Source organism: Paenibacillus montanisoli (genome assembly GCF_003268025.1).
Classification (GTDB): domain Bacteria; phylum Bacillota; class Bacilli; order Paenibacillales; family Paenibacillaceae; genus Paenibacillus_Z; species Paenibacillus_Z montanisoli.
In genome coordinates this window covers 121334-146020 of sequence record NZ_QLUW01000002.1, presented here as the reverse complement: position 1 = coordinate 146020, position 24687 = coordinate 121334, and the positions used below count along the sequence as shown (strand labels likewise).

Sequence of the window (24687 nt, the reverse complement as noted above, 5' to 3'; positions counted from 1 at the left end):
CCGGATTAAGCGGTGAAGAAGGGGATTCTTTTCGTAAATCGGATCTATATCGATGATCTAGCGCTGCGCGGCTTCGCGGTCGATTCCCGGATCGTTAATTTCGGTGGAAAGAACAGCTTCTTCGTATCTTGCTCCGGGTTTTCGATGATGGAGATGAGGAGCTTGGCGGCCTCTTTGCCAAGCAGATTCTCCTCCTGGCTGATGAATGTCGGCATAACGCTATAGAATTCTGAGAGTTCAAAATCGTCGAAAAAAATAAGGGAAAGGTCTTCCGGCACTCGAATTCCCATCTCCGAAGCCACTTTAATAACTTGCAGCCCAAGTCCCGGGTTAATGGCGAATATTGCCGTTAATTCGGGATGTCTAAGCAGAAAATCGCGAATTTTCTCCTTAATAGGCTTGGGCTCGCCGAGCTCGATATCGACATACCGATAGCGCCGGTCGATCGGAATTTGATTCTCCGCAAGCGCTTTTTCATAGCCTGCCAAACGGTCCTCTATGCTGCTGGTGCCGGATATTTCGGTGGATAGAAACCCGATATGACGGTGACCGAGCGAGATCAAATGATTGACGCCTTCCTGTGCGCCCTTCAAGTTATCCGGACATACGCAATTCGTGTCGATACCGCGCAAATAGCGATCCATGACAACAAGAGGGAATGAATCAAGCGTGAGCTGCAAAATTTCGCGGTTATACGACTCGCCGTCGACAGGATAGATGATCATGCCAGCTACATTTCGTTCTACCATCTCCCGGATGGTGCGTTCTTCCTTCGCAATGGAGTTCTCTGTGTTGCAAAAGAGAAGCGAGTAGCCGGCTTCCGATAGAATGCTCTCGACGCCATTCAGCAGCAGGGCGTTATGCTGGTTGTTGATGAAAGGGAGCAGAAGAGCAACCGACTTCGTTATCTTCGGCTTGACAGCCGGATCTCCCGCCGCGTGACTCCTGTCGGAAGCCGCAACATAGGTGCCTTTCCCTTGGATGCGGTAGACGATCCCTTGTTCAACCAGATCGGACATGGCTTTCTTAACGGTAATGCGGCTTACGGAGAATTGCTTGGTCAACTCGCTCTCGGAAGGAAGCCTATCATGGGGCAGCAAATGCGCGAGTTCGATCTCCGTAAGAAGATATTGTTTGATTTGCTCATAGAGGGATAAATGTTGTACGTTATTCGCCATAGTATGACCCCACGCATATTTGACTTGTTATATATCATCTTATAGGTTGGTATAAAAATTGTAAAGGTCAGCGTAAGTCAAATGGATCGAAGAGTGAATGTTATTCCAAAATGGAGTATATCTGCGAAAATGAGCAAAATGGGGCGGTTTTCTTCATAAAACCGGGTTAATTGGCGCTATATTGCCATTTACAACTTTTTCCTCCAATGCTATTATTCATGCCAAGTACATAATATGTTCATATCTGAATATTACAAGTACATACCAAGTATTACAAGGGATCCGAACACAACACAACCTCGTCGCACAATTCAGTGCTTTCTCCATCACAGGCCCATCTGCAAGCTCAATCATTGCACTCATCTCTATGATACCTGCCCGCAGCTTTTCGCAAATTGTAAGCGCATTCCCTAAGGTGTGTTGAAACATTCCGAATCCGGAATATTTCATAAATTGGATCAGACTTTGAATAAGGGGGCTATCGATCGATCGTCGGATTAGAAAGCTATGTTTGTCTTGACATCACGACGCAGAAGATTCCGTTCTGCTTCAACCTGGCTCTGGCTCGAGAAATTGTTGAATGTCACTAAGGAGGATGAACATGGATCAACAGAAAACGAAAAAGAAACAATTGATGAAAGCCGGATTGTTATCTCTTGTAGTCATCATGTTGCTCAGTCTATTCACCGGTTGTACCAGCAACAACAATACAAGCTCATCGACAGAGGGCAGCACGAATGGGGAAGCGGCGGGGGATAATGAGACCGGCGATACGAGCGGCGATAGTTCGGAGCCTCTAAAATTCAGTTATTCAAGGCCTACGTGGGGACCTGCCACTTATACCAAAGGCGGCGCCTATGAGAAGGAGTTATTTAAGCAAGGCAATGTCGATATCGATGTTAGGATTATTCCGGTCGTTGACTACGATGCCACGATCAAGACGACGGCAGCCGGCGGCAATATGCCTGACGTAATCTGGGGCTGGGGTCCGGTTGATGCGTTCTGGAAGGATTTGCAGGATCAAGGCGCTTTCCTGAAGATCAACGAATATCTGGATCAATATCCCGCGATCAAAGACGCCGTGCCGGCTGGCATCTGGGACAAGATGGCGGACGACAAGGGCGATATCTACTTCATCCCGAACTTGATCTATCCGGTTGTTCCGTTCTTTATTAACTACCGTGCGGACATTTTCGAGGAGCTTGGCATTGCTGAGCCGACTTCTATTGCCGAGCTTCAATCGGCATTGGAGAAAATCAAAGCCAGCGGCAAAGACATCGTACCGATGACTATGGGAAACACGGTTCCTTTCTGGGCAGGGAAGGATTTGGCAACGGCGTTCGGTTCCGGCTCGGGCTGGGCACCTTCCAAAGACGACCCGAATAAGATCGTTCCTCCCGAAATGCAAGAGGAGCATCTGAATTACAAGTTTTGGCTGCAGGATATGAAGAAAAAAGGATTATTCGATGAAGAAGCCGGCGTAAACCCGGACGCTTCCTTCGGAGAAACGAAATTCAAAGCCGGCCGCGCGGCCGTTATTCTTGGCGGGAATCTTCAATCCCTTTACCCTGAGCTGAAGAAGAGCGTGCCTACCGCGGACATTAAGACTTTGTCGCCGCTGACTGGCTTGAATGGCGAGAAGGGCGGAACGCGTGTCGTGTTCCCTCAGGACCGTGGCTTCTACGTGAACGTGAAATTCAAGGATAAAGCGGACCAATTCTTCAAGTTCCTGAACTGGTCATTGACCGATGGCACCGAGCTAAGAAGATACGGCATTGAAGGAAAGATGTTTACCGTAAATCCGGAAGGCAAAAAAGTACCGATTCCGGATGATGAGCGTGAAAATGATTATAAAGGAGCGCAGATCGAGCCGCTTAAGTTCATTGATCCAATGAGCGAGAAGCTGGACTGGGAAGCGCAAGAGCTGAACTTCATCGGCGCGGGGATCCAAGATAAGTTCGAATATTACAAGGGCATGTTCGAGAAATACGCCGCAAATGCTTACAACGATTATAAAGATCCGACCGTAACTTCACCGACCCAAGCCGAGATCGGGCCGCAGATTTGGGAGGATTACATGGCGAAGGTAGACGGAAGTATTTTGACCGACATGAATCTGACCAAGGACGCGTACAAGGCAGCCTATCAAAAATATCTGGACGCGGGCGGGCAGAAGATTATCGACGAGATCAATGAGTTGCAGAAGAATAAGTCCGAACCGAACTATGTAGATTAAGGGCCAGTTGCCGGAATAGGGCAGTTCAATTGCCCTATTCCGTTCTTTGCCTTTGAAAGGAGTGATTCCAGTGAGCGCAAAACCCGTCCACGCTCTAGGTACACGGATCTGGAAGTCGCGATTTATCTATCTGCTGATTCTGCCGACCATCATCTATTTTGCCATTTTTACGTACGCGCCCTTCTATGGAATCACAATCGCATTCAAGGACTACAAGATCATTGCGGGCATTATGGACAGTCCTTGGGTTGGTTTTAAACATTTCGAAGCCATGTTCACCTCGGAGAAATTTCCGACGCTGCTTAAGAACACGATCATTATCAGTTTGTATCGGCTGCTATTCGGCTTCCCGATTCCGATTCTGTTTGCCTTAATGCTTAACGAAGTAAGGCACATGTTGTTTAAACGCTTCATTCAAACCGTTACATACTTTCCTCACTTCCTGTCATGGGTCGTGTTCGCGGGAATCATCTACAATTTTATCGGCCCAAGCGGAATTATTAATTTGGTTCTGGTGAATACCGGCTTGGACAAATTCAATTTTACGACCAACCCGGACGTTTTCCGTACCCTAGTGGTCATAACGGCCATCCTCAAGGAATTCGGCTGGGGAGCAATCATCTATTTGGCCGCATTGTCAGGCATTGATTCGCAGCTGTACGAAGCTGCCAAAATCGACGGGGCCGGGAAGCTAAGGCAAATTTGGCATGTTACGCTGCCCGGAATCAGGCCGATCATTGCCTTGCTGTTCTGCTTGCAGCTCGCAGGCATACTCGATGCGGGCTTTGACCAAATCTTCATGTTTCTGAATCCTGCTCTATATGATGTCGGTGACATCATCGATACGTATGTATACCGTTTGGGGATTCTGCAATCGCAGTTCGAGCTCGCAACGGCCGTCGGTTTGTTCAAAGGCGTCATAGGGATGATCCTCATCATCACAGCCAATACCATCATACGCAGGATGGGAGAGAAATCGTTATGGTAGAACAAACGGCTCATGCCACACAACCCGTCAGTGAGCTGAAGTTTAGCACGCGGAGAAGCTTGGATGCGAATCCGTGGTGGGCGCAAAGCCTGATCTACCTCATTCTTATCGGCGCAGGCTTGATTACCTTGCTGCCAATGGTGAATGTATGGGCGATTTCCTTCAGCGAAGCGCATGAGATTTATAAAAATCCGATGATGCTCTGGCCCAAATCGTTCACGCTTGAATCGTATAAGTACATCTTCAATACGCAGGTATTGTTGAAAGCATTCGGGATCACGGTATTCGTCACCCTCGTGGGTACCTTCTTGAATCTTCTATTCACGGCAACCGGTGCATATGGCTTATCGAAGACGCATATTCCGGGCCATCGTTTTTTGTTATGGATCGTCATTATCCCGATGCTGTTTGGCGCCGGACTCATCCCGATGTATATTTTGCTCAAAAATATAGGACTCCTTAACAGCATCTGGGTCATGATTATCCCATCGCTCGTCGCCCCCTTTAACCTGATCCTGATGCGCAACTTCTTCTGGAGCATCCCGGAAAGTCTGGAGGAGTCGGCCCGAATCGACGGGGCTTCGGATATGCGCGTGCTGTGGAGCATTATTCTGCCGCTGTCCAAACCGGTTATCGCGACGGTCGGCTTGTTCTACGCTGTCGGTCATTGGAATGATTTCTTCTCCGGCCTGTTCTTCATCAGCGATAACAGCAAATGGCCGCTTCAGATGGTGCTGCGTTCGATAATTATCGATTTCAACATGCTCAATATGGGAACGCAGAACACGAATACCTTGAATGATTCGAGCAGATTAATCGTCCAGCCGGAGAATATTAAGGCCGCTACCATCATTTTCGCGATCGTGCCGATTCTCCTTGTCTATCCATTCTTGCAGAAGTATTTCGTCAAAGGCATTATGCTGGGCTCTGTCAAAGGTTAACCATTACGCAAAGCGAAAGAGAGGTAGGTAGGTTATGAGTTCGAACGCTGTTCAAACGACGAAAGAGGAGATTTTGGCGCATTATAAAGAAAACGGTTTCGCCGTCATTCCCAATGCTTTGTCTCAGGAGGAGCTGGACTACTTGAACGGCCTGGTGGATGAGTCTCTGAAAGAAACTCCGGAGCACTGGCATAAGCCGATCGAGGGCGCAGTCGGCACAGGCAGCTTTCTCGCGAAGCATCCTCTAGAGATGGATAAATTCATCCGTCACCACAAAATTTTTCCGCTCATTCAGGAAGTGCTGCTTGGAGAGGCGCGTTTTGCCCAATTTGACTTCCGCGATGTTTCCGTCGAGCGGGCGAGCGCCAGCGAAATGAATTACCACCGCGATATCAGCTATTACGGCACGATAGGAGGGAAAATCTACGATCCGGAGAATCCCTATATCAGCACGTACGCTTGTGTCATTTATTACTTGTCTGACGTACACGATTGCTGCCCGGCGTTCAGCTTGGTCCCAAATAGCCATATGTATGCAACGCTCGATGAAGCGAAGGAGAAGCAGGGGGAAGCTTTCCGGGAGATCCCTATTCGGGGCAAAGCCGGTACCGCCGTGCTGTACAACATTACGACCTATCATACGCGCAAGGGCGGGCAAGCGGACTGTACGCATGGCCGGCGGACGATGCACAACTATCATTCGCGGGCGACGAGCTACCCGCTGACCAACTGGGCGACGGTACCTGAAGTGCTCGCGCTAAGCGACGATCATGATACCCGCTTGTTCTATTCGCAATGGACGCCGAACCAAATTAAATTCGCTAAGGAGACCTACACGAAACCGATCCCGCCTTATTACCCGGTTCATATGGTCAAATAGCCACGATCAGGGCCGCTCTGAACAGCGGCCTTTTTATCGTTATATAATCCAGAGGAGGATTAATAGATGTCCAAGATTAAACGGATTCGGATTATTCGCACGCGCGAAAACGCAAGCTGGACGATCGTGAAAGTGGAAACCGATCAGGATGGGCTGTACGGCATTGGATCGGCAAACGATTATTTCAATCCAGGCGCAGTGGCTGCCGTTATCGAGGAGCTGCTTGCGCCAACGCTGATCGGTCGAGATGCCGGAGCCATCGAGGATATTTGGCAGTCCATGTACCAGAGCGGATACTGGCGCAATGGTTCCGCTCTCATGACCGCAATTGGCGCAATCGATATGGCACTTTGGGACATCAAGGGGAAGGAGGCCGGCATGCCCGTGTACCGGCTGCTTGGCGGCCCATGCCGTTCGGCTGTCCCTTGCTATGCGCATGCAAGCGGAAGGGATATCCAAGAGCTATCGGAGGATATTGCCCGCTATATGGAAGAAGGCTATCCGGTGATCCGATGTCAGCTGGGCAATTACGGCGGAGGAGGCTTCATCCCCGCCGAACAGGCAAAGAGGCCGGCAAATGCTTGGCCGGCTAAGGCCGTATTCGACGAAGAGGCTTACTTGGATGCGATCCCTAACATGTTCGAGGAGCTTCGCGCACGGTTCGGACCAGGCGCTAAATTCACGCACGACGTACACGAGCATCTCAGCCCGCAAGGTGCTGTCATATTGTCTAAGCGGCTAGAGCCCTATCGCTTGTTCTTCCTCGAGGATGTGCTGCCGCCCGAGCAGATCGCATGGTTCCGTTCGATTCGGCAGCAGAGCACGACGCCGCAAGCGATGGGAGAGTTATTCACGAGTCCGCATGAATGGATGCCCCTCATTCAAGAGAGGTTGATCGATTTTATCCGCGTCCGCGTGTCCAAAGGGGGCGGCATATCAGCCTGCCGGAAAATCGCCGCCTTTGCGGAAGCTTATGGCGTCCGCACGGCATGGCAAGAAGGCGGCGACAACGATCCGGTCAACCAGGCTGCGGCCATGCATCTGGATATGGCCATCTGGAACTTCGGCATTCAGGAAGAAAATACGTTCCGGGCTGAGGAACTGGAAGCATTCCCGGGGCATGCGGTTCTGAAGGACGGACATCTCTATGCTAATGAGCGACCTGGGCTAGGCATAGATATCGACGAGGAGAAAGCGGCGAAGCTTGTGAATCCGGAGGCTAGGACACGGATTTATCATCAGCCGTATCCGATCGACCGGAAGGCGGACGGCACGATCGTACGTCCATAAGATCGGATCGAATCAGAAGGCACCATGCCATGGTGTTAACCCGAGTTGCGCTGAGTAGGAGATAGGCCGCGCAGGGTGCGGAAACGCTGAAACTGTGTGTGCATGAGTTGCGCTGAGTTTTGCATCAGCAGCCGATAATCAGTCGGCTGCCCCATTGCGATGCAAAATTGTCACAGTTTTCATTATTGATTCTAGGATTCAACTTCATGCAAAAACCGAGATATCAAACACTCTAAAATTTCTCCCATGGTTTTTCCCACTTCCAGAACTTTCGGGTTTTGAGCAGGGATGTTGCAATCAAGAACGCTCGATAGGATAAGTTGCCGAACAGAACGAATACGCGCGTTAAGGGAGGGCTTTTGATAATGAGGAAATTGCTGGGACGATCCCGACTCGCTTTACTGCTGCTGATGATATTCACGCTCGCGCTGCCGCCCGCGCTGGCCAACGGCGCAACGGCGCCCGCTGCCGGCGAGCCCGACACCAGCGAATTGACGGTGTTCGATTTAAAGACGTTCATCGCCGCCCAACCGACATCCAAGTTAAGCTATGACTACTTGAAGCTGGCTACGGCGCTGCAGGGCGTCGTGAACCGGACGAATACGCGATTGTATTATTTCTACGAATCCAATTCGATCGCCAAAGAGGCGGGAATGGATATCGACCATTTCTGGCTGGACGAGCTGCGCAAAGAGGGCGGCGCTTTGGCGTCGCGCACGCTGACAACGGCTGTATCGTTCTCCGCCGTACTCGACCAGTTTGCAAGCGCATTCAATGGCGTGGTCGTATGGGATCAGAACGTTCCCGCGACAGCCAACGTCGCTTCGACGGCGGCTGGTGCCGAAAATTTGCTGCCGGTACGGTTCGATGAAACGCCGGGCAGCCCGTACGACGAGCTGGTCGTGAAACGGCAAATGCCGGTAGCGGTCAACCTGGTCGGCAAATTTACCGGACAAGGGACGATTCCGGACACGGACCTCACTTCGACAGGCAGCGCTAAGAACGATGCTTACCTGTGGGCAAAAGTTCGTTATTTGGACAGTGGCCTGACCAACCCGACGATGATGGCTTACGGGCTGGACGGCGTATCCTGGTCGATCAACCAATCGGCCAAAGATTTGAGCGGTCAAGTCGTATCGATCGCCATGCCCGCCAAGCTGAAAGTCGGCCAGGAAATTGAAGTGGCGGTCACGTTCAAGAACACCGGCAAGACGGCTTGGACGATGGCGACAAACGACCGGCTCGGCGCGCTTGGCACGAACCAGTTCAAATGGGGAAACCTGAACGGTGGGTTCTCGATCGATCCGGCCAATCAACGGGTATTCATGAGCGCGGATGAGCAAATCGCAAGCGGGCAGCAGAAGACATTCCGCTTCTCGATCATCGCGCCGAATGTGCCGGGCGTTTACAAATTCGACGCGGACATGGTGCGCGACGGCGTGACATGGTACGGCGCCAGCATCCAGCGGACCATCGAAGTGACGGCCGAAGACCAGTCGACCGTGCCTCCGGCCGAAGTGCCCGTTCCTCAGGAAGGGCAGCAATTCGTCTATCCCGACCTGTTCAACTCATTCCTGCCGAACGCCGACTATTTTATCGCGAACAAAGCGTTCTTCTTCGACTTGAGCCCGGACGAGACGACGAAGCCTATAGACGACCGCAACCAGCCGCTCGGCACCGACTACAATACGTTAATCGAGCTGCTGCGTTCCCAGAACGCCAGAGCGGGTGAAACGATCTTTACGATCGGCGGCTTCGTGCCGTGGTGGATCAAGTATACGAAGCATGCCGATTCGCAAGCGGGGCTGGAGCCGGTGCAAGCGGAATGGAAGTACGCCGACATCATCTCCAAATACAATGCGCAGAAAGACGCGGACGCCTATGGCCTGATCGGCTTGTCCAACGCATCGGCGTTCAAGAACGTACCGCTGAATGCGACGTTCACGCAGAAGAACGATAAAGGCAACAATGGCAAAACGTACGACCCTGCCACGAAGTATGTCGCCTTCTACATGGGCGACTACGATGCCGGCGCATGGACGGCCGGAGCGCTGCCCGCGCTCTGGAACGACCCGAAGCGTGGCGAGCTGCCGCTCGCATGGCCGCCGGTTATGGGCCTGTCCAAACGGATTCCGCAAATGTTCAACTACCTTTACGAAACGATGTCGCCGAACGACTATTTCGTAGCCGGCGATAACGGAGCCGGGTACTTGAACCCGATCATGCTGCTCGAAGAGAACCGTCCCGACGGGCTGCCGGATTTCTTGCACGTCTGGGAGCAGTACAACACCGAGATGTACGATAAATTCGACATCGACATCACCGGGTTCCTGATCAGCGGCAACAGCGGTTCGGTTCCGCTCCGCGTCCAGGAATCGTACAGCCGCTTCTCGCCGAACGGCGTCGGCAACAACGGCGGATTCGAGCAGCCGGTCGTGAACGGCACGCCGTTCGCCTGGGTGCAGGATTTGGGACACGAAGTAAGTGATGCCGCCGTATACGGCGAACAGATCGCCGCGCAGCTGAAGAAGAATCAAAAGTTTTTCATGTTCCGGAACATCCTGACCAAGCCAAGCATGGTCGTCGATGCCGTCAATTATGTGAAAGAGCATTATCCCGAGCTGAAGTTCGAGGTCGTCGACCCGTACACGTATTTCCGCTTCTACAAAGAAGCGAAGCCGTGGGAAGTGAAGGCCCCGATCAACTACGAGTCGCAGGAAGCGAAGCCTGCTATCGCTGTTGACGGCGTTGCAGCACCCGGCGAGTGGGAGGATGCCGCGGAAATGATCGTAAGCCCCGAGTCCGAGGACGTGAACAAATACGGAACGGTCTGGGGAGCGGAGACGGACGCCCCGGACATCACCTCCAAGTACCGGATCAAATGGGACGACGACAACTTGTACCTGCTGGAGGAACGGACCGACGACGCTCTGCAATTTACGGAAACCGGATCGAGAATGTATTTGTCCGACGCGACGCTGCTCTTCCTCGATCTGGACCGCGGCAAGAACGGCACCGCGTTCCGCGACGGCGACTACTCGATATTCGTAACGCCGAGCGGTCCGGACGGCCAGCCGCACATGTTCATGCGCGAAGGCCATAACGGCGGCGTGCAGGAGTTCCCGTACACGGACGGGGCGATCGCTTCCACCGTGCGGACGGACGGCTACACGATGGAAGTAGCCATTCCGTGGAGCAGCCTGCAGGTCATGCCTTTCTCGCCTGCCGATGGCAAGACGGTCGGGATGACGCTGCTGGCGACTGACAATGACGGCCCGGACAACTGGGGTCAGATCATGTGGCTCGGGGACGGCGACAACCAGCTGAACTGGGGCGATATGAAATTCGTCGCCAAACCGATCGCGACCCCGGCTGAAGGTATTGCCGAGCTTCGCGAGCTGATCGAATCCGGCAACGTCGGTTCGGTGCTCAAATCGAATTTGCTTAATTGGTTGGAGCAAGCCGAGAAGCAGTTCGGCAAAGGCAACAAGGACGCCGCCGCGGCTCAGTTCAACGGGTTCCGAAGCAATCTGAACGCGGAGGATTTGCAGTCGCAGATCACGTCGGAGCTGAAGGCGAAGCTGCTGGAACTGGCCGATCAAGTGGTACAATTGATAGAGCAATAAGAGGAATCGACAGGAAACCCGTTTAGAGGGAAGGCTTCTCGCTGAGGTGAGGTCATGGAGAGACTTACTGTTCTGGATAAGACCAGTAACCTGTTAGACGGTGTGTGCCAGGTCGGAGACGATCGGCTGCCTTCGTTCAGCTAACGGGCAGATAGTTGGATGGACGTCCCGACAAAATTGCGTTGGTTGCGCACCCGCTTCTTTCCGCAAAGAAAAGTTTTGGATAACAACGGTTTGCATCAATTTTGCATCAAATGGATTCTTATGTCAGGTTTAAACCTTGTGATTACTGGAGTTACTCCTGTTTAAAGGCACCATGTCATGGTGCCTTTTTTGTCGTACAGGGGGATGGCTGCAACAAATTCGGTGCCCAGCTCGTCCATGCACTAGTAACTGTTTTTCTTGTGAGTCAGAGGGTTAAATAGAATTATGCAATTTTAGCATGGAGGGATAAAACGAATGTTCCGAAAACTGCTTATCGTACTGGGTGTTCTCGTTGTCATATTGGGCGGAACCTTCCTGTATTTTAAAGACACCATTATGGGAACGGTCCAATTCGCCAAACAAACGAAGGAAACCGTATCGACCGTAAATGCGGTAAATGAAAAGATGCCAGCATTGATTCAAAAAGCAAAGGAAAATCAAAAGAAAGGAACGGACTCCGAAGTAAAACCGGATAAGTCGGCAGAAGCAGAAATCAAACAAGAATTAATAACGGTAAAACAAGAAATGAAGAAGCTTGTTGAGACGGAGCCCCCGGCAAAATTAAAGAGCATGCACGGAAAACTCGCCGCGCACTCGGATGAGGCCAATCTAAAGATAGACGAATACATTCGCCAAATCGATAACGGTACTTTCAACCCGGAAGAGTTCCAAGCCTTATATGAACAAATGAAAGATTCGCCGGAATTCAAGGAAGCTGAAAAATACTTAAATCTGTTACGATGACCGGTCAACAGATCCGATTTAGAAGCCGCATGATTGCGGCTTTTTTTTTATTTCGTTCCAAAAAGCCGCAGCAATTTTGTTCGATTGTTGCGTTCGGCCAACGTTTTCGGGGATTCTCCTTCTTTGTTCGTTTGATTGAAATCTGCCCCGTACCGCAGCAGCAATTGAATGTTCTCCAATCTATAATTTCGTTGTATCGCTTGATGCAGCGCCGTATTTCCATCCGGATCGGCAAAATCGACATCCGTGCCGTTCTTTAAAAACCATTCCGCCATTCCGAATCTTTTCCAATTGAACGCGGCAAGAAAGGCTCCATCCTCAATGTCCGCTCCGTGTTTTTTAAATCGATCGGCCGCTTCGACGTCGTCGTACCAAGCAATTGCAAACATGCAGTGATTGGGATTCGCGCCTTCGTTTAGCAAATAGGTGTACAGCTTCTCGTTTCTGCCGCGCGTATATGCGTACCACAGCGGGGTGGCAGGGAAAAACCCGCAATTGTTATCCGGAATTCGATGAACGGCATTCATGTCCATGCCGCCGTTTAAGAGCAGCTTTAGGATTTGAAGACTCGCTTCCACCTTCTGCGGGTCACTCGAAGTAGCCAGACCGCACACATAATGGAGCGCATTTTTGCCGTCTTCCTCCGACCACTGAAGCCACTTTGCCTCTTTTTGAAGCAACTCTTTGATCCCTGCAGCATCTAAGGCTTTCACCGCTCGAATGAATTTGTTCATGCTCCATTATCCCCTTTTTACCTGCGAATTCAGTACATGCATTCACGATTCACTTCCACAATTCCTTCTAAGAGCAGAGACCTGACAACGAAATCCGAGGGAAATGAATATTTGAAGTAATATCCACCATAATAGTCAAGTGCACCTACTATGGATTGGAGGATTAAACATGCTCGAAAACCTCGAGAGCAATTATGATTGCGCCAATGCGGGCGATGATTTGCATCAACTCAAGCAGGAGCTCGAATCGCTTCGAAGCCGTCAAGCAGACGACAATGAAACACAGGAAGCGGTCAATCGGCTTGAAAATCAAATCACGTTCATATTAAACAAATGCGATATCAACCACTAGTTTGAATTTGAATACAACAACGAATCCCCTTCTTTACCCGAATATGCGGTAGAGAAGGGGATTTGTTTTTTTAAACGCAAGAGTTACTTCGATTTCTTCTTAGCCGCGGATCTGCCTTGCTTCTTCGGATCATTCGATGGCGGTGCGGCATGTTGCGAGCCGTTTGGTCTCGATTCGGTCATGTTTAATTGCTCCTTTCCTGAGATTGCATTAGTTATGTGCAGATAATGCCTATTTATTCTGTTACTAGCGGGATCATAAAAGGGGAAGTAAGTTCAATAGATTCTTCACTTTTTTTCCCTTTTTACCGGTAGCATAATAGGAACGAGAGGAGGATACGACATCATGCAGCATTCAAATCATAATAAGGAAGGTAGAAGAAAGATGCTAAAGAGACAACTAATGATGATTTTGTTGGTACTATCCATAGGTTTTGTACTGGGAGCATGCTCAAACAAGGATGAAGGTTCAGATATGGATAAAGAGAACGCATACACATCAGCTAGAATCGCAGAAGATAAAGTAAATACATTATTCGCTACAGCACTGCTAAAGGATGAGAAGACGCCAATCCTTGATCCTGTCATTGGCACTGAAGCGAAAGCAAAAGAGTTGCTTCTTAGTTACTTTGATGAATCGTTAGTTGACAAGATCCTTGCCCACTATATCACGGATCAAAAAGACGGGGACAATATTATTGTAAATAATGAGCCCTTCTTCAGCGCTTCAATTCTATCAACCTCTCAACTTGACGATGTTAAGATTGAGGGCAGTAAGAAAGAATACACACTTACTACATCGGATCAGGGTGTCTATTCACTGAAATGGATCGAAGATGACGATAAATATGTTGTAAGCAACTACGAGAAGAAGTAATGATAAAGAGCCCGGAACATGCGTTCCGGGCTCTTTATTTAGGTTTGGATAATTTTCCAGCGAATAGACAGAATAAATCCAAGCATGAACCGGAATTGAGGTATCCGAATGGGAATGGAAAAACGGGCTGAACAGCCGGAGCTGCTCGGATCCGACCTGCAGTCGAACATGGACAAGGTTAAAGCGGCGTTCGGAAACAGCAGTGATATCGTAACCGAGCGCATCAGCATTGCTCCAGGCAGTCATTTGGAGATCGGATATATTTACACCGAAGGGCTGGTGAGCTCGGCACTAGTCCAGAACATGATGCTTGAGTCCTGCGAATCCTTGCGCAGGTGGATCGATGTGTTTACCGAGGCAGACGAACCGAACAAGCTTGACCTGATCCGAGGCATACTTGCGCCTGCCGGTAAAATGAAGGACATCATCGATTTCCAAAGTCTGTATACAAGCGTAATGACCGGCGTCACGGTCCTATTAATTGATGGCTTCTCTACAGGGTTAGCGGTTTGCACACAGGGCGGGGAAGACCGTTCCGTCGAAGAGCCGGAGACTCAAAGCGTCGTACGAGGACCGCGGGTAGGTTTCACGGAGAATCTAAACACAAACATTGCACTGATACGAAGACGGATCAAATCGACCGACCTGTGGCTTGAATCCATGGAAATCGGCAAAGTTACCAAAACCAAAGTGGCGCTTATGTATGTGAACAGCATCGCCAGCGACAAGATCGTTGAGGAAGTCCGTCTCCGATTATCCCGAATTGACATTGACGGAATATTAGAAAGCAGTTACATCGAGGAATTGATTCAAGACGAAACGTTTACGGTATTTCCGACCCTTTACAATTCAGAGCGGCCCGACGTCGTTGTTTCGGGACTGCTTGAGGGACGGGTTGCCATTTTTGTAGACGGGACGCCATTCGTATTGCTCGCTCCGGCCTTATTCGTGCAGTTCTATCAATCCGCGGAGGATTACTATCAGCGTTTCGAATTCGCAACGTTGATCCGGCTGCTGCGCTATATCTGCTTTTTTATTTCGCTGCTCGCCCCATCGCTGTATATCGCCATTACGACATTTCATCAGGAATTGCTGCCGAGCCAGCTGCTGCTTAGTTTGGCCGCCCAGCGTGAAGGGATCCCTTTCCCTGCATTCATCGAAGCGGTTGTGATGGAATTGACATTTGAAATTCTTCGCGAGGCGGGTGTACGGTTGCCGAAAACGGTCGGTCAAGCCGTATCGATCGTTGGAGCGCTGGTTATCGGTCAAGCAGCCGTCGAAGCGGGTCTCGTATCCCCGGCCATGGTAATCGTGGTAGCGGTCACGGCTATTTCCAACTTTGTCATCCCCTCATTCAATATGGGGATCTCTATTCGCATAATCCGATTTATAATGATGCTCTTTGCCGCTACGTTCGGCTTGTTCGGCATAACGGTCGGACTGATCGCGATGGTGCAGCATCTGTGCAGTCTGCGGTCATTCGGTGTTCCTTACATGTCGCCGATGGCACCGCTAAATATGCCCGACCAGAAAGATACCATTCTTCGTTTGCCGTTATGGGGGCTGTTCTCGCGGCCTCGGTTTATCGGGGATAAAAATAAAACTCGGGAAGCAAATCCGCCGACGACTAAGCCGAATAAGAAATAAATTTATCCGGGAGTACTGACTTAATGAATCGATATCTGCTCTTGATCTGTTTGGCTTTGATCTCCGTCGTCTTATCCGGTTGCTGGGACAGCAATGAACTCAATGATCTTGCCGTTTCCGTCGGGATGGGCTTGGACAAGAAAGGAAATAAAGTTCAAGTGTCGACTCAGATCGTTAACCCTTCTGAAGTCGCAACGAAGCGAGGCGGGGGCTACAGCGCACCGGTAACTACGTTTACCGCGACGGAAAGGACAACATTAGAAGCGCTTCGCAAAATCACCTCCGTCTCACCGCGGAAAGTGTTTTCTTCTCATCTGCGCATACTCGTAATCGGCGAAGCACTGGCGAGAAATGGCGTGGCGGAAGTGATGGACAGCATCTCAAGAAACCATGAGCTTCGGTCCGATTTTTATATCATCGTGCCGAAAGGGACGACAGCGAAGAGCGTACTTTCGATTTTGAATCCGATCGAGAAAATACCGTCCAACAAAATGTTCAGTTCCCTTGAAGTTTCCGAGGGCACGTGGGCTCCTGCTGCGAAAGTAGAGCTGTTCGAATTCATGGCTGATCTTTCCGACCCTTCGAAAGAAAATATTTTGACTGGGATTCGAATTGCGGGCGATGCAAGCGCGGGAAATAAATTGAGCAATGTGGAGCAAATCGTACCGTCAGCAATACTGCAATACTCGGGGATTGCCGTTTTTAAGGGGGATCGTCTCGTGGATTGGCTGAACCAGGATGAAAGTAAAGGCTATAACTATATCGTCGGCAATGTAAAAAATTCAATCGGCCATATTCGATGTCCCGATGGCAATGGCGTGCTGACCGTCGATGTTACACGTACAATCTCCAAAATCAAAGGGATCCTCTCGAACGGCAAGCCAAAAATCAAAATCAATCTGTTTATCGAGGAAAATGTTGCCGGTGTCCAATGTCAAATCGATCTCACGAAGCCGGAGACGATCCGGGAAATCGAAGATTTGTCCAATCAAAAGCTCACGACAATGATGGAATCGGCGATTCGAAAGGCGCAACGAAATAAAGCGGATATTTTCGGCTTTGGACAAGCCATTGAAAACGCCCATCCGCGGCAATGGCAAAAGCTCAAGAACGATTGGCCGGATCGCTTCTCCGACCTGGATGTTGACATCAATGTGGACACCCGGATACGCCGTTTAGGGACCACCAGCAACTCGGCGATCGAGTCATGGGAGTGAGACAAAGTTGTTCTGGAATCTATCGGGAATCATCGTGGCAAGCTTATTCGTCATTGGGGTTGAAGTCCCTTATCTAAGGCGAAAAGGATATAAGAAGGAGCTGCTTGTATTCAGCATGTTACTGGCAGCCGGTATATTGCTTTCGGTCCTTGAAGTGATCAAAATCCCATTGCCGAATCCGCTGGATATGATTACGGCCGTCTACCAGCCGATCAGCGACTTTGTATACGCACTACTTGGGGCATCGAAATGAAAGCAGGTGAAACCATGATTGAGCAAGGCAAAATCGCGCCCTATCAATTTACGATTCTGGTCATTTTATTCACGGTCGGCAGCACCATTCTCATCATTCCATCGGGGCTCGCATTCGAAGCGAAGCATGATGCCTGGATATCCAGCTTGATCGGTCCGGCTGTCGGTTTGATCTTCGTGGCGCTGTATCATTTGCTAGGACAGCGTTATCCGGCTTTGACGTTTGTTGAAATTGTTATGCATACGCTCGGCAAATGGATCGGCGGAGCGATTTCATTGCTGTATGTTTTCTTCTTCTTCATCCTTGGAGCGCTTGTTCTCCGCAATCTCGGCGACTTTATGACGACGCAGGTACTGCCCAACACGCCGATTCAGTATATCCATATCTTGTTTGTGCTTGTCGTCATCTCCGGCGTCAGAAACGGACTCGAAGTGTTTACCCGTACGGCGGAAATCTTTTTGCCATGGGTCATTCTCTTCTTTCTTTTCTTGATCGTGCTGCTCCCGTACCAGTTTAAGCTCGACAATCTTCTTCCGGTCGTCGGCTACGGCATCGCTCCGGTCGCTAGAGCGGCTTTGCCTTATATCGGTTCTCCCTATGCTGAGCTTATTACGTTGCTGGTGTTGTATCCTTATGTAAGCAACAACCGCAAAGCGGGGAAAGCATTTGCAATTGGAGTCCTGATTGCCGGATTCATTTTATTTCTGATCGTGATGACTACCATCTTGGTATTAGGTCCTAAGATTACCGCCGTTCAAATGTTCCCGAGTTACATATTAGCCAAAAAAATAAGCGTGGGGCATTTTTTGGAGCGCGTGGAAGTCATTATGGCCGGGATCTGGTTTATTACGATTTATTTCAAATTAACGATTTGCTATTATGCTTCAACTGTAAGTTTAGCGCATGTTTTCAAGCTAAAGGAGTGCCGGCAGCTGTATTTGCCGCTCGGTTTCTCATTGATTGTGCTCTCGATCATTTCATACCCGAATACAACTTACTTCTTTCACATCGTCACGCGGATTTGGAGCTTTTACTCGCTGACTTTCGGCGTGTTGCTGCCGCTGATCATACTTGGCTTGTCGCTTATGAGGCGTCAAGGAGCGGGAAGTTCGTGAAGAGGGTTGAAATGATTCTTTGTCTATTTATGCTGTCTGGCTTATTTGAGTCTAATGCACAATCGACTCCTGTAACGACAATCGAAACCATTCCTGCTCCCGAAGGAGGCTGGACTTATATCCCCGAAGGCAGGGGAGAAATGATCATTCACGTAGAAACCTCGAACGCAAAGGAGATAAAAGTGTGGAGAGTGCCGACGGGAACTCAACAATGGGAGAACAGGCAGCTCGTTTGCGCAGCATTCGGAAACATAACCAGTTGGAATTGTGTTTGGAAATACAATGAGGACGATACCATACATGATCATTTCGTGATTTGGATCGTTGGCGAGGGCTGGGAATTTAAAGATAGCATCAATGTCACTCGTAAAAGACTTTTAGGTAAAACTAGTATATAATCTGAACTAGCGATGGACGGATTTCATTTCTAGTTCATTAGGATTTGCAAGCGCTTTCGATGTATATTTATAGGTCATGTGATCGTGATAAGGAGCGTGGAATCGATGAATGCAAGTTATCAATTTGACGAGGTTGCTAGACTTCCCTTACCCGGGGATAACTGCGCCGTTGCGATTCGCCCACTGAACGCCGGTACCGTCATTTATTATGAAGGTCATGCTTTGACCTTGGATTATACGGTTATGGAGGGCCATCGTTTTGCTGTGAAAGCAATAGCTCCCGGCGAAGAGCTGCTTTCTTGGGAATTGCCTTTTGGCGTGGCGACACTAGCGATCCAGCCCGGTCAATATGTGATCAATGAGGCGGTATTAGACGCGCTTAGCGTGCGTCAGCTGGATTTTGCTCTGCCGGCTGAGCCCAATTTTACGGATCAAATTCCCCCGTATGCGCTGGACGAGGCAAACTTTCAGCCTGCCCCGGCATCGCCCGCTTATTCGGATACGCGTACGTTCATGGGATATCGCCGCAGTGAAAACCGCGGTGTAGGTACTCGCAATCACGTGGTTCTGCTCGGCACTACCTCGCGAACAGGCAGCTTTGTGAAGCAGCTTGCCGCTCGTCTGCAAGGCGAACTGAAGAACTACCCCCATATCGATGGGATTGTACCAGCGGCGCATACAGAGGGTGGCACGGAAAAGCCGAATAATCTGGATTTACTGCTGCGGACGCTCGCCGGATTTATGGTGAACCCCAACGTCGGTGCAGTTCTGGTTGTTGATTATGGCATTGAACCGGTAACCAACAAGATGGTGGAGGCCTATTCACGCGAATACAATTACCCGATCGATGAAGTGCTGCACAAGTTTATGTCGCTCCAAGGCGGCTTTGAAGAGAATCTGGCCAAAGGCGAAGCGATGGTCCGCGAGTGGCTGCCGACGGTTAATGCGATGCAGCGGACGCCTGAATCCATAAGCCACCTGAAGATCGGACTGCAGTGCGGTGGCTCGGATGCTTTTTCCGGCATTTCGGCGAACCCGCTGCTTGGCTGGATTTCGGAAGAATTGGTGCGCTACGGCGGCTCTGCCAGCCTGGCTGAAACCGATGAATTAATCGGCGCGGAGCCCTATGTCCTATCGAAGGTTCGCAACGTGGAAACCGCCCGTAAATTTATGGAGCTCTTGGAACGGTTCAAAGAGCGCACGGCTTGGCATGGTTCCAGCGCGGAAGGCAATCCATCCGGCGGCAACAAGTACCGTGGCCTTTATAACATTTATCTCAAATCGATTGGTGCGGCCCGCAAGAAGGATCCAACCACCCGCCTCGATTATGCCACAGAGTATGGGGAACTCATGAAGGATGGCGGCGGATTTTATTTCATGGACAGCCCGGGCAACGACCTCGAGAGCATCGCCGGACAGGTGGCTGCAGGCTGCAACATGATATTCTTTACGACAGGTAACGGTTCGATTACCAATTTCCCTTATGTGCCGACGGTCAAAGTTGTCACGACGACGAACAGGTTCCAATTGCTGTCCAATGATATGGATGTCAACGCAGGTCAGTATCTGGAAGGCACGTCTATGGATGAGCTCGGAAAAGAGGTATTCGAGCTGACGATCCAAATCGCCTCCGGTCAGCGCAGCGTAGGCGAGAAAGCGGGCCATGCCCAGGTACAGATTTGGCGCAACTGGCGGCAAAATGATGCAAGTCAGCTAGAGAAGTTGCTTCATGCTCCTGCGCCGACCGGCGAACCTATCGAAATTCAAGAGGAAGGAGCCGCCACGGCTAGCCCAATCCAATTTAGTTTCACAAGGCAGCATGACGGCCGGTCCAGCGACAGCATCGGCTTGATCCTGCCGACCAGTCTTTGCGCCGGACAAGTAGCCAATATGATTACGCAGCAGCTGAACAAACAGGGTGCCGGGCAACCCGTCATCTCGCGTTATGTGGCTTTGGCTCATACCGAAGGCTGCGGGAATTCGGGGGGACAAGCCGAGCAGCTGCATGCCCGAACGATGATCGGCTATGTCACCCACCCGATGGTGAAGCATTGTCTGCTGTTAGAGCATGGCTGCGAAAAAACCCATAACGACTACATGCGCCATCAGATGGATGAGATGGGCGTTGACGCGAGCCGTCTTGGCTTTGCCAGCATTCAGCTTGACGGCGGAATTACGAAGGTGACGCAAAAGGTAGTCGCGTGGTTTGCCGGTCAATTGGCAGCCGATGGTGAAGCAGAGAAGGAGACGGTCGGGCTGGAAGGGCTGCGTATTGGCATCATGAGCGATGGTCCCATCTCCGACGAAGCCGGAGAGCAGCTGGCGAAGCTGACCAAAATGGTGGCCGGCGCAGGCGGTTTGGTGGTCGTGCCTGAGAACAGCGGACTTCTTTCCACAGCTGCTTACAGAAATCCAATTTTCGCTACATCCAATGTCCGGCCATCAATCGCCTATGGTGAGCATGTACGCTGCAACGGCTTCCACATCATGGAGACGCCGACGGAGCATTGGGTGGAGACGGTTACGGGTTTAGCCGCCACGGGAGTGGAAATCATGATCGCGCTTGTCGGCAATCGTCCGATGCAGACGCATCCGTTCGTTCCTATGCTGCAAATCGCATCGGAACCGGCTATGCTGCAAAACTACGACAATGATTTGGATTTGCTGCTCATGGGAGATGCGAACGCTTGGACGGAACAGATTCTCAAGCGCATAAAGCAAACCATTGAGCATGCCTATACGCCTCGTCTTTACCAGCAGGGTAACGTCGATTTCCAATTAACGCGCGGCTTTTTGGGTGTTTCGTTATAATTTGAATGTCGATAAGATGCAAGGAAAGCACGCGAATCCGCGTGCTTTTTTTTGTGGGACATAGTTAAGTTTACAATTCAGATTTCATGTGAAAACTGGAAAGCATAACTTCTAGCAGCGGAAGATGGAGAACGATGAAAAATATTGCGTTTAAAGCCTTATCCATCACAAATGAAATCGATCTAAACAAAATTGCAATCCACTTGGGCATTCCAAAAAAATTCACATGGGAACAGCCTCTAATCATTAGAGAGCACCAGCTTAAACAGATTTACCTAACTCATGTACATGAATTACAGCAAGTGCTGGTATTTTCATTTGGCAGCGTCGTCTTTGTGAATCACTCGCACAAGGACGAAATCTATAGCTTTTTGAAATTCATCCAAACGTTTGAGCCGGATATCGATCTCACGCAAGCCGAGATGTTCACGGATGATTATAGTCTTCATATCGAAGAGATCGAGAGCATGGAATTGACCGACGAGTACGTAGTCGTGAATGAGTATGAATACTTTTTGCCTGAGTTGATTTCCACGGTTTTGGCCAAATCGGTAGCGCTTGAAAAGGCAGAGCAGCAGTTAGGGATCATTCAAGATAAATTGGAACTTATGATCGACAGGCTGGAGAAAGGAAAGCTTCGGATTGGGAACAAAGAATTAGCCAGAACAACGGCAAAAATCGTCCGCCATGAATTTAATACCCTTGCCTATATCATGATTTTGGACAAACCCGAGGTCACGTGGACCCATCACTCAGCAAGTCAGTTTTACGATGGGATGATGGATTTTTTTGAGTTGAACGACCGCTATAAAATCTTGAAGAGCAAGACGGATATTTTATATCACATCACGGAAGGGTTCTCGGACATCAGTCATTCGATCAGAGGCCTATTCGTCGAATGGATCGTTGTCATTCTGATTGTGATCGAAGTGCTCATTACCATTTTCCAAATCTTGGGATGGGTCCCCTCGCATTAATAACCAATCAAGGCATCCGGAAATATCCGGGTGCTTTTTTTGCGCCAACAAACAGGCTTGCCAGAAACCAATTCCGTGTAACCGGCCTAACAATTTCATATGCGCAGCTGAATAGATTGTCTGGAAAGTTGTACGTGGGAGGTCTGCTCTGGTGGCTGCGACTAACAGAAGAAAGAAGCGGCGAAATCGCCGTATCGTGAAAGGCAAACCAAAGCAACGGAGAAAACGAACCCTTCGAAAGATAAAAAAGCGACCGCTTCGAAAAAAAATTCGAAATAGACGTAAGCGCATCGTTCGGAAAAAACCGAAAACGATCGGTTATGTCATTTCGAGCTGCGATATATCGGGCGGAGTCGCCGTTATATGCCAGCACGTGAACAGACTTCAAGCCCGAGGTCTTCGTACGGTTCTGATTAGTATGGATCAAGCTAGAAGCACCATAGATTGGTTCCCTCGGCAGAATGTGCCGATCATTACGCTTGACGCTGCTTCGCAGCGGCATTTCGACGTCGTAGTAGCCACGCATTGGTCAACCGCTCACCCTGCGCTTCAATTATCCGCAGACCGTAAAGTGTATTTCGTCCAATCGATCGAAAGCCGGTTTTATCCCGAGGGCAGCCCCGAGTTTGAAGCCGCCTTGCAAACGTATACACTGCCTTTCATCTATATGACAGAGGCACACTGGATTCAAAATTGGTTACTGCAAAACAACGGCCATCAATCCGTCTATGTACCGAATGGCATAGAGGAAGCGCTATTTCATCCCACTGAACCCATTGAATTGAAAAGCGGCAGGGTTAGAGTGCTGCTGGAAGGCCCGATTCTTAATCCGCTCAAGGGAATGGCAGAAGCATTCCGCGTTGTCAAAGATCTGGATTGCGAAGTATGGTGTGTTTCGAGCAATGGAGAACCCGAGCCTGATTGGCGATGCGACCGGTTTTTCTCCCATGTTCCGATGGAGCACATGAAGCACATCTATTCCAGCTGCGATATTTTATTGAAATTGAGTCAGGTTGAAGGATTTTTCGGGCCCCCGATGGAGATGATGGCCTGCGGAGGTACTGCTGTAGTGGGAAATTGCACGGGTCATGAAGAGTACATTATCGATGGCTATAATGCCTTGGTCGTTCCGCTTGGCAACGAGGACGCGGCGAAGGAAAGTTTAAATCGGTTGATCCATGATTCCGAGCTGCGTCGGCAACTTACTCAAAATGGCATGGCTACCGTCCAGAATTGGCGATGGGACAATACGATCGACACCCTCTACCGATTGTTTAGCTGATTCGACTCGCGCAATAATTTGTTCTATCATCGTGCAGGTTAACGTGAAGCCGGCGTAGAAGATCATTTAGAGAAAACGATTTAGGAGGCTAATTCATTGACTAGTCAAACTAATTTTACGCTAACCGAAGCACAGATTAATCAATACCGAGAGGACGGCTACTTAATCGTAGATCAAGTATTAACGATCGCCGAATGCGATGAACTGATTCAGAATGCCAATGATATGATTACCGGCAAAATACCTCTTGGCGCAAAAAACGGAATCTATATGGAACCGGAGGCGGTCGCGCTAGGGCTAGTCACGGACGATGAGCCCGATCCGGCTTATCTGTTTAAAATAGGCCATCGCATGCATATGTCAGATGAGATTTTCCGTTACTATGCGATGCATGACAAAATAGCAGATGTCCTGGTCGATTTGGTCGGATCAGATATTAAGTGCATTCAAAGCATGTATATTGATAAGCCCCAACATTTAGGGGTCGGTCAACCTTACCATCAGGATTCCTACTATTTAAAATCCAAGCCGGACACGTTAATCGGCGTCTGGATCGCACTGGACGATGTCGATGAACAAAATGGCTGCCTGCATGTTATTCCGGGGAGCCATCGCGGGCCGATTTATCCGCACGAAGTACCGATTGACGAGCGCCAGCGGAAGTATTTTTCGGAAGTTCATGCCGCGAATAAGAATAAAGAAGTTCCATGCCGTCTTCCGAAAGGATCGGCCGTCTTTTTCCCGGGGACGATGCTGCATCGATCGGGGGATAACGTAACGACGGATCGCCAGAGACGCGCATACGTCCTGCATTATTTAAATGCGAGATCGAAACAAGAGAACCAAACGCGCAACCCGCATCTGCTCGTGCGGGGACGCCAATATCCGGGCTGTGTATAAAGCCTAGAAAGAAGCCGGGGATCAAAACGATTCCCGGC

General features: G+C 49.9%; 20 protein-coding genes. 18 read left to right on the top strand and 2 right to left on the bottom strand.

Features of this window, described 5'->3' with window-relative positions:
- Positions 1–44: 44 nt before the first annotated feature.
- Positions 45–1178 carry a GntR family transcriptional regulator gene (locus DL346_RS09910; protein WP_112881980.1) on the bottom strand — a complete coding sequence of 378 codons (1134 nt, stop codon included), beginning with the start codon at positions 1176–1178 and terminating at the stop codon, positions 45–47.
- Positions 1179–1779: 601 nt separating this feature from the next.
- On the opposite strand from DL346_RS09910, the gene DL346_RS09905 reads away from it, so the two are divergent.
- The 7 genes from DL346_RS09905 to DL346_RS09875 all read left to right on the top strand — a co-directional run bounded on the left by DL346_RS09905 (position 1780) and on the right by DL346_RS09875 (position 12087).
- Positions 1780–3414 carry an extracellular solute-binding protein gene (locus DL346_RS09905; RefSeq protein WP_165822449.1) on the top strand — a complete coding sequence of 545 codons (1635 nt, stop codon included), beginning with the start codon at positions 1780–1782 and terminating at the stop codon, positions 3412–3414.
- Positions 3415–3484: 70 nt separating this feature from the next.
- Positions 3485–4402, top strand: a complete 918-nt coding sequence (locus tag DL346_RS09900) for an ABC transporter permease (protein WP_240633117.1) — start codon at positions 3485–3487, stop codon at positions 4400–4402.
- On the top strand, positions 4396–5343 hold the full coding sequence (locus tag DL346_RS09895) for a carbohydrate ABC transporter permease (protein ID WP_112881978.1): 948 nt from the start codon (positions 4396–4398) through the stop codon (positions 5341–5343). Before DL346_RS09900 ends, DL346_RS09895 begins: the two co-directional genes overlap by 7 nt.
- Before the next feature lie 34 nt (positions 5344–5377).
- Positions 5378–6223 carry a phytanoyl-CoA dioxygenase family protein gene (locus DL346_RS09890; RefSeq protein WP_112881977.1) on the top strand — a complete coding sequence of 282 codons (846 nt, stop codon included), beginning with the start codon at positions 5378–5380 and terminating at the stop codon, positions 6221–6223.
- A gap of 66 nt (positions 6224–6289) precedes the next feature.
- A complete protein-coding gene (locus DL346_RS09885) occupies positions 6290–7513 on the top strand; it encodes an enolase C-terminal domain-like protein (RefSeq protein WP_112881976.1) in 1224 nt (407 codons plus the stop codon).
- Between the two features lie 365 nt (positions 7514–7878).
- Complete coding sequence (locus tag DL346_RS09880; RefSeq protein ID WP_112881975.1) at positions 7879–11139, top strand: sugar-binding protein; 3261 nt, start codon at positions 7879–7881, stop codon at positions 11137–11139.
- A gap of 459 nt (positions 11140–11598) precedes the next feature.
- On the top strand, positions 11599–12087 hold the full coding sequence (locus DL346_RS09875; RefSeq protein ID WP_112881974.1) for a DUF6376 family protein: 489 nt from the start codon (positions 11599–11601) through the stop codon (positions 12085–12087).
- Between the two features lie 47 nt (positions 12088–12134).
- On the opposite strand, the gene DL346_RS09870 is transcribed toward DL346_RS09875, so the two are convergent.
- Positions 12135–12821, bottom strand: coding sequence for an ankyrin repeat domain-containing protein (locus DL346_RS09870; protein WP_112881973.1), 687 nt, complete (start codon positions 12819–12821; stop codon positions 12135–12137).
- Between the two features lie 169 nt (positions 12822–12990).
- Between DL346_RS09870 and DL346_RS09865 the strand changes: the two genes are divergently transcribed.
- From DL346_RS09865 to DL346_RS09815, 11 genes are all read left to right on the top strand, one after another.
- Positions 12991–13173: a DUF2524 domain-containing protein gene (locus DL346_RS09865; protein WP_112881972.1), complete on the top strand. Its 183-nt coding sequence runs from the start codon at positions 12991–12993 to the stop codon at positions 13171–13173.
- Positions 13174–13518: 345 nt separating this feature from the next.
- A complete protein-coding gene (locus DL346_RS09860; protein ID WP_112881971.1) occupies positions 13519–14049 on the top strand; it encodes a hypothetical protein in 531 nt (176 codons plus the stop codon).
- Positions 14050–14157: 108 nt separating this feature from the next.
- Complete coding sequence (locus DL346_RS09855; protein WP_240633116.1) at positions 14158–15696, top strand: spore germination protein; 1539 nt, start codon at positions 14158–14160, stop codon at positions 15694–15696.
- 23 nt (positions 15697–15719) lie between these two features.
- The gene (locus DL346_RS09850) at positions 15720–16913 is read left to right on the top strand and encodes a Ger(x)C family spore germination protein (protein WP_112881970.1); all 1194 of its coding nucleotides are present in this window, start codon (positions 15720–15722) and stop codon (positions 16911–16913) included.
- Between the two features lie 7 nt (positions 16914–16920).
- Positions 16921–17166, top strand: a complete 246-nt coding sequence (locus DL346_RS09845; protein ID WP_112881969.1) for a hypothetical protein — start codon at positions 16921–16923, stop codon at positions 17164–17166.
- The gene (locus tag DL346_RS09840; RefSeq protein WP_112881968.1) at positions 17163–18281 is read left to right on the top strand and encodes a GerAB/ArcD/ProY family transporter; all 1119 of its coding nucleotides are present in this window, start codon (positions 17163–17165) and stop codon (positions 18279–18281) included. Before DL346_RS09845 ends, DL346_RS09840 begins: the two co-directional genes overlap by 4 nt.
- On the top strand, positions 18278–18679 hold the full coding sequence (locus tag DL346_RS09835) for a hypothetical protein (RefSeq protein ID WP_112881967.1): 402 nt from the start codon (positions 18278–18280) through the stop codon (positions 18677–18679). Before DL346_RS09840 ends, DL346_RS09835 begins: the two co-directional genes overlap by 4 nt.
- A 105-nt stretch (positions 18680–18784) precedes the next feature.
- Positions 18785–21490: a UxaA family hydrolase gene (locus DL346_RS09830; protein WP_112881966.1), complete on the top strand. Its 2706-nt coding sequence runs from the start codon at positions 18785–18787 to the stop codon at positions 21488–21490.
- A gap of 134 nt (positions 21491–21624) precedes the next feature.
- Positions 21625–22467, top strand: coding sequence for an RMD1 family protein (locus tag DL346_RS09825; RefSeq protein WP_112881965.1), 843 nt, complete (start codon positions 21625–21627; stop codon positions 22465–22467).
- A gap of 418 nt (positions 22468–22885) precedes the next feature.
- Complete coding sequence (locus tag DL346_RS09820; RefSeq protein ID WP_133257511.1) at positions 22886–23749, top strand: glycosyltransferase family 4 protein; 864 nt, start codon at positions 22886–22888, stop codon at positions 23747–23749.
- 96 nt (positions 23750–23845) lie between these two features.
- A complete protein-coding gene (locus DL346_RS09815) occupies positions 23846–24649 on the top strand; it encodes a phytanoyl-CoA dioxygenase family protein (RefSeq protein ID WP_112881963.1) in 804 nt (267 codons plus the stop codon).
- The last annotated feature ends 38 nt before the right edge of the window (positions 24650–24687 follow it).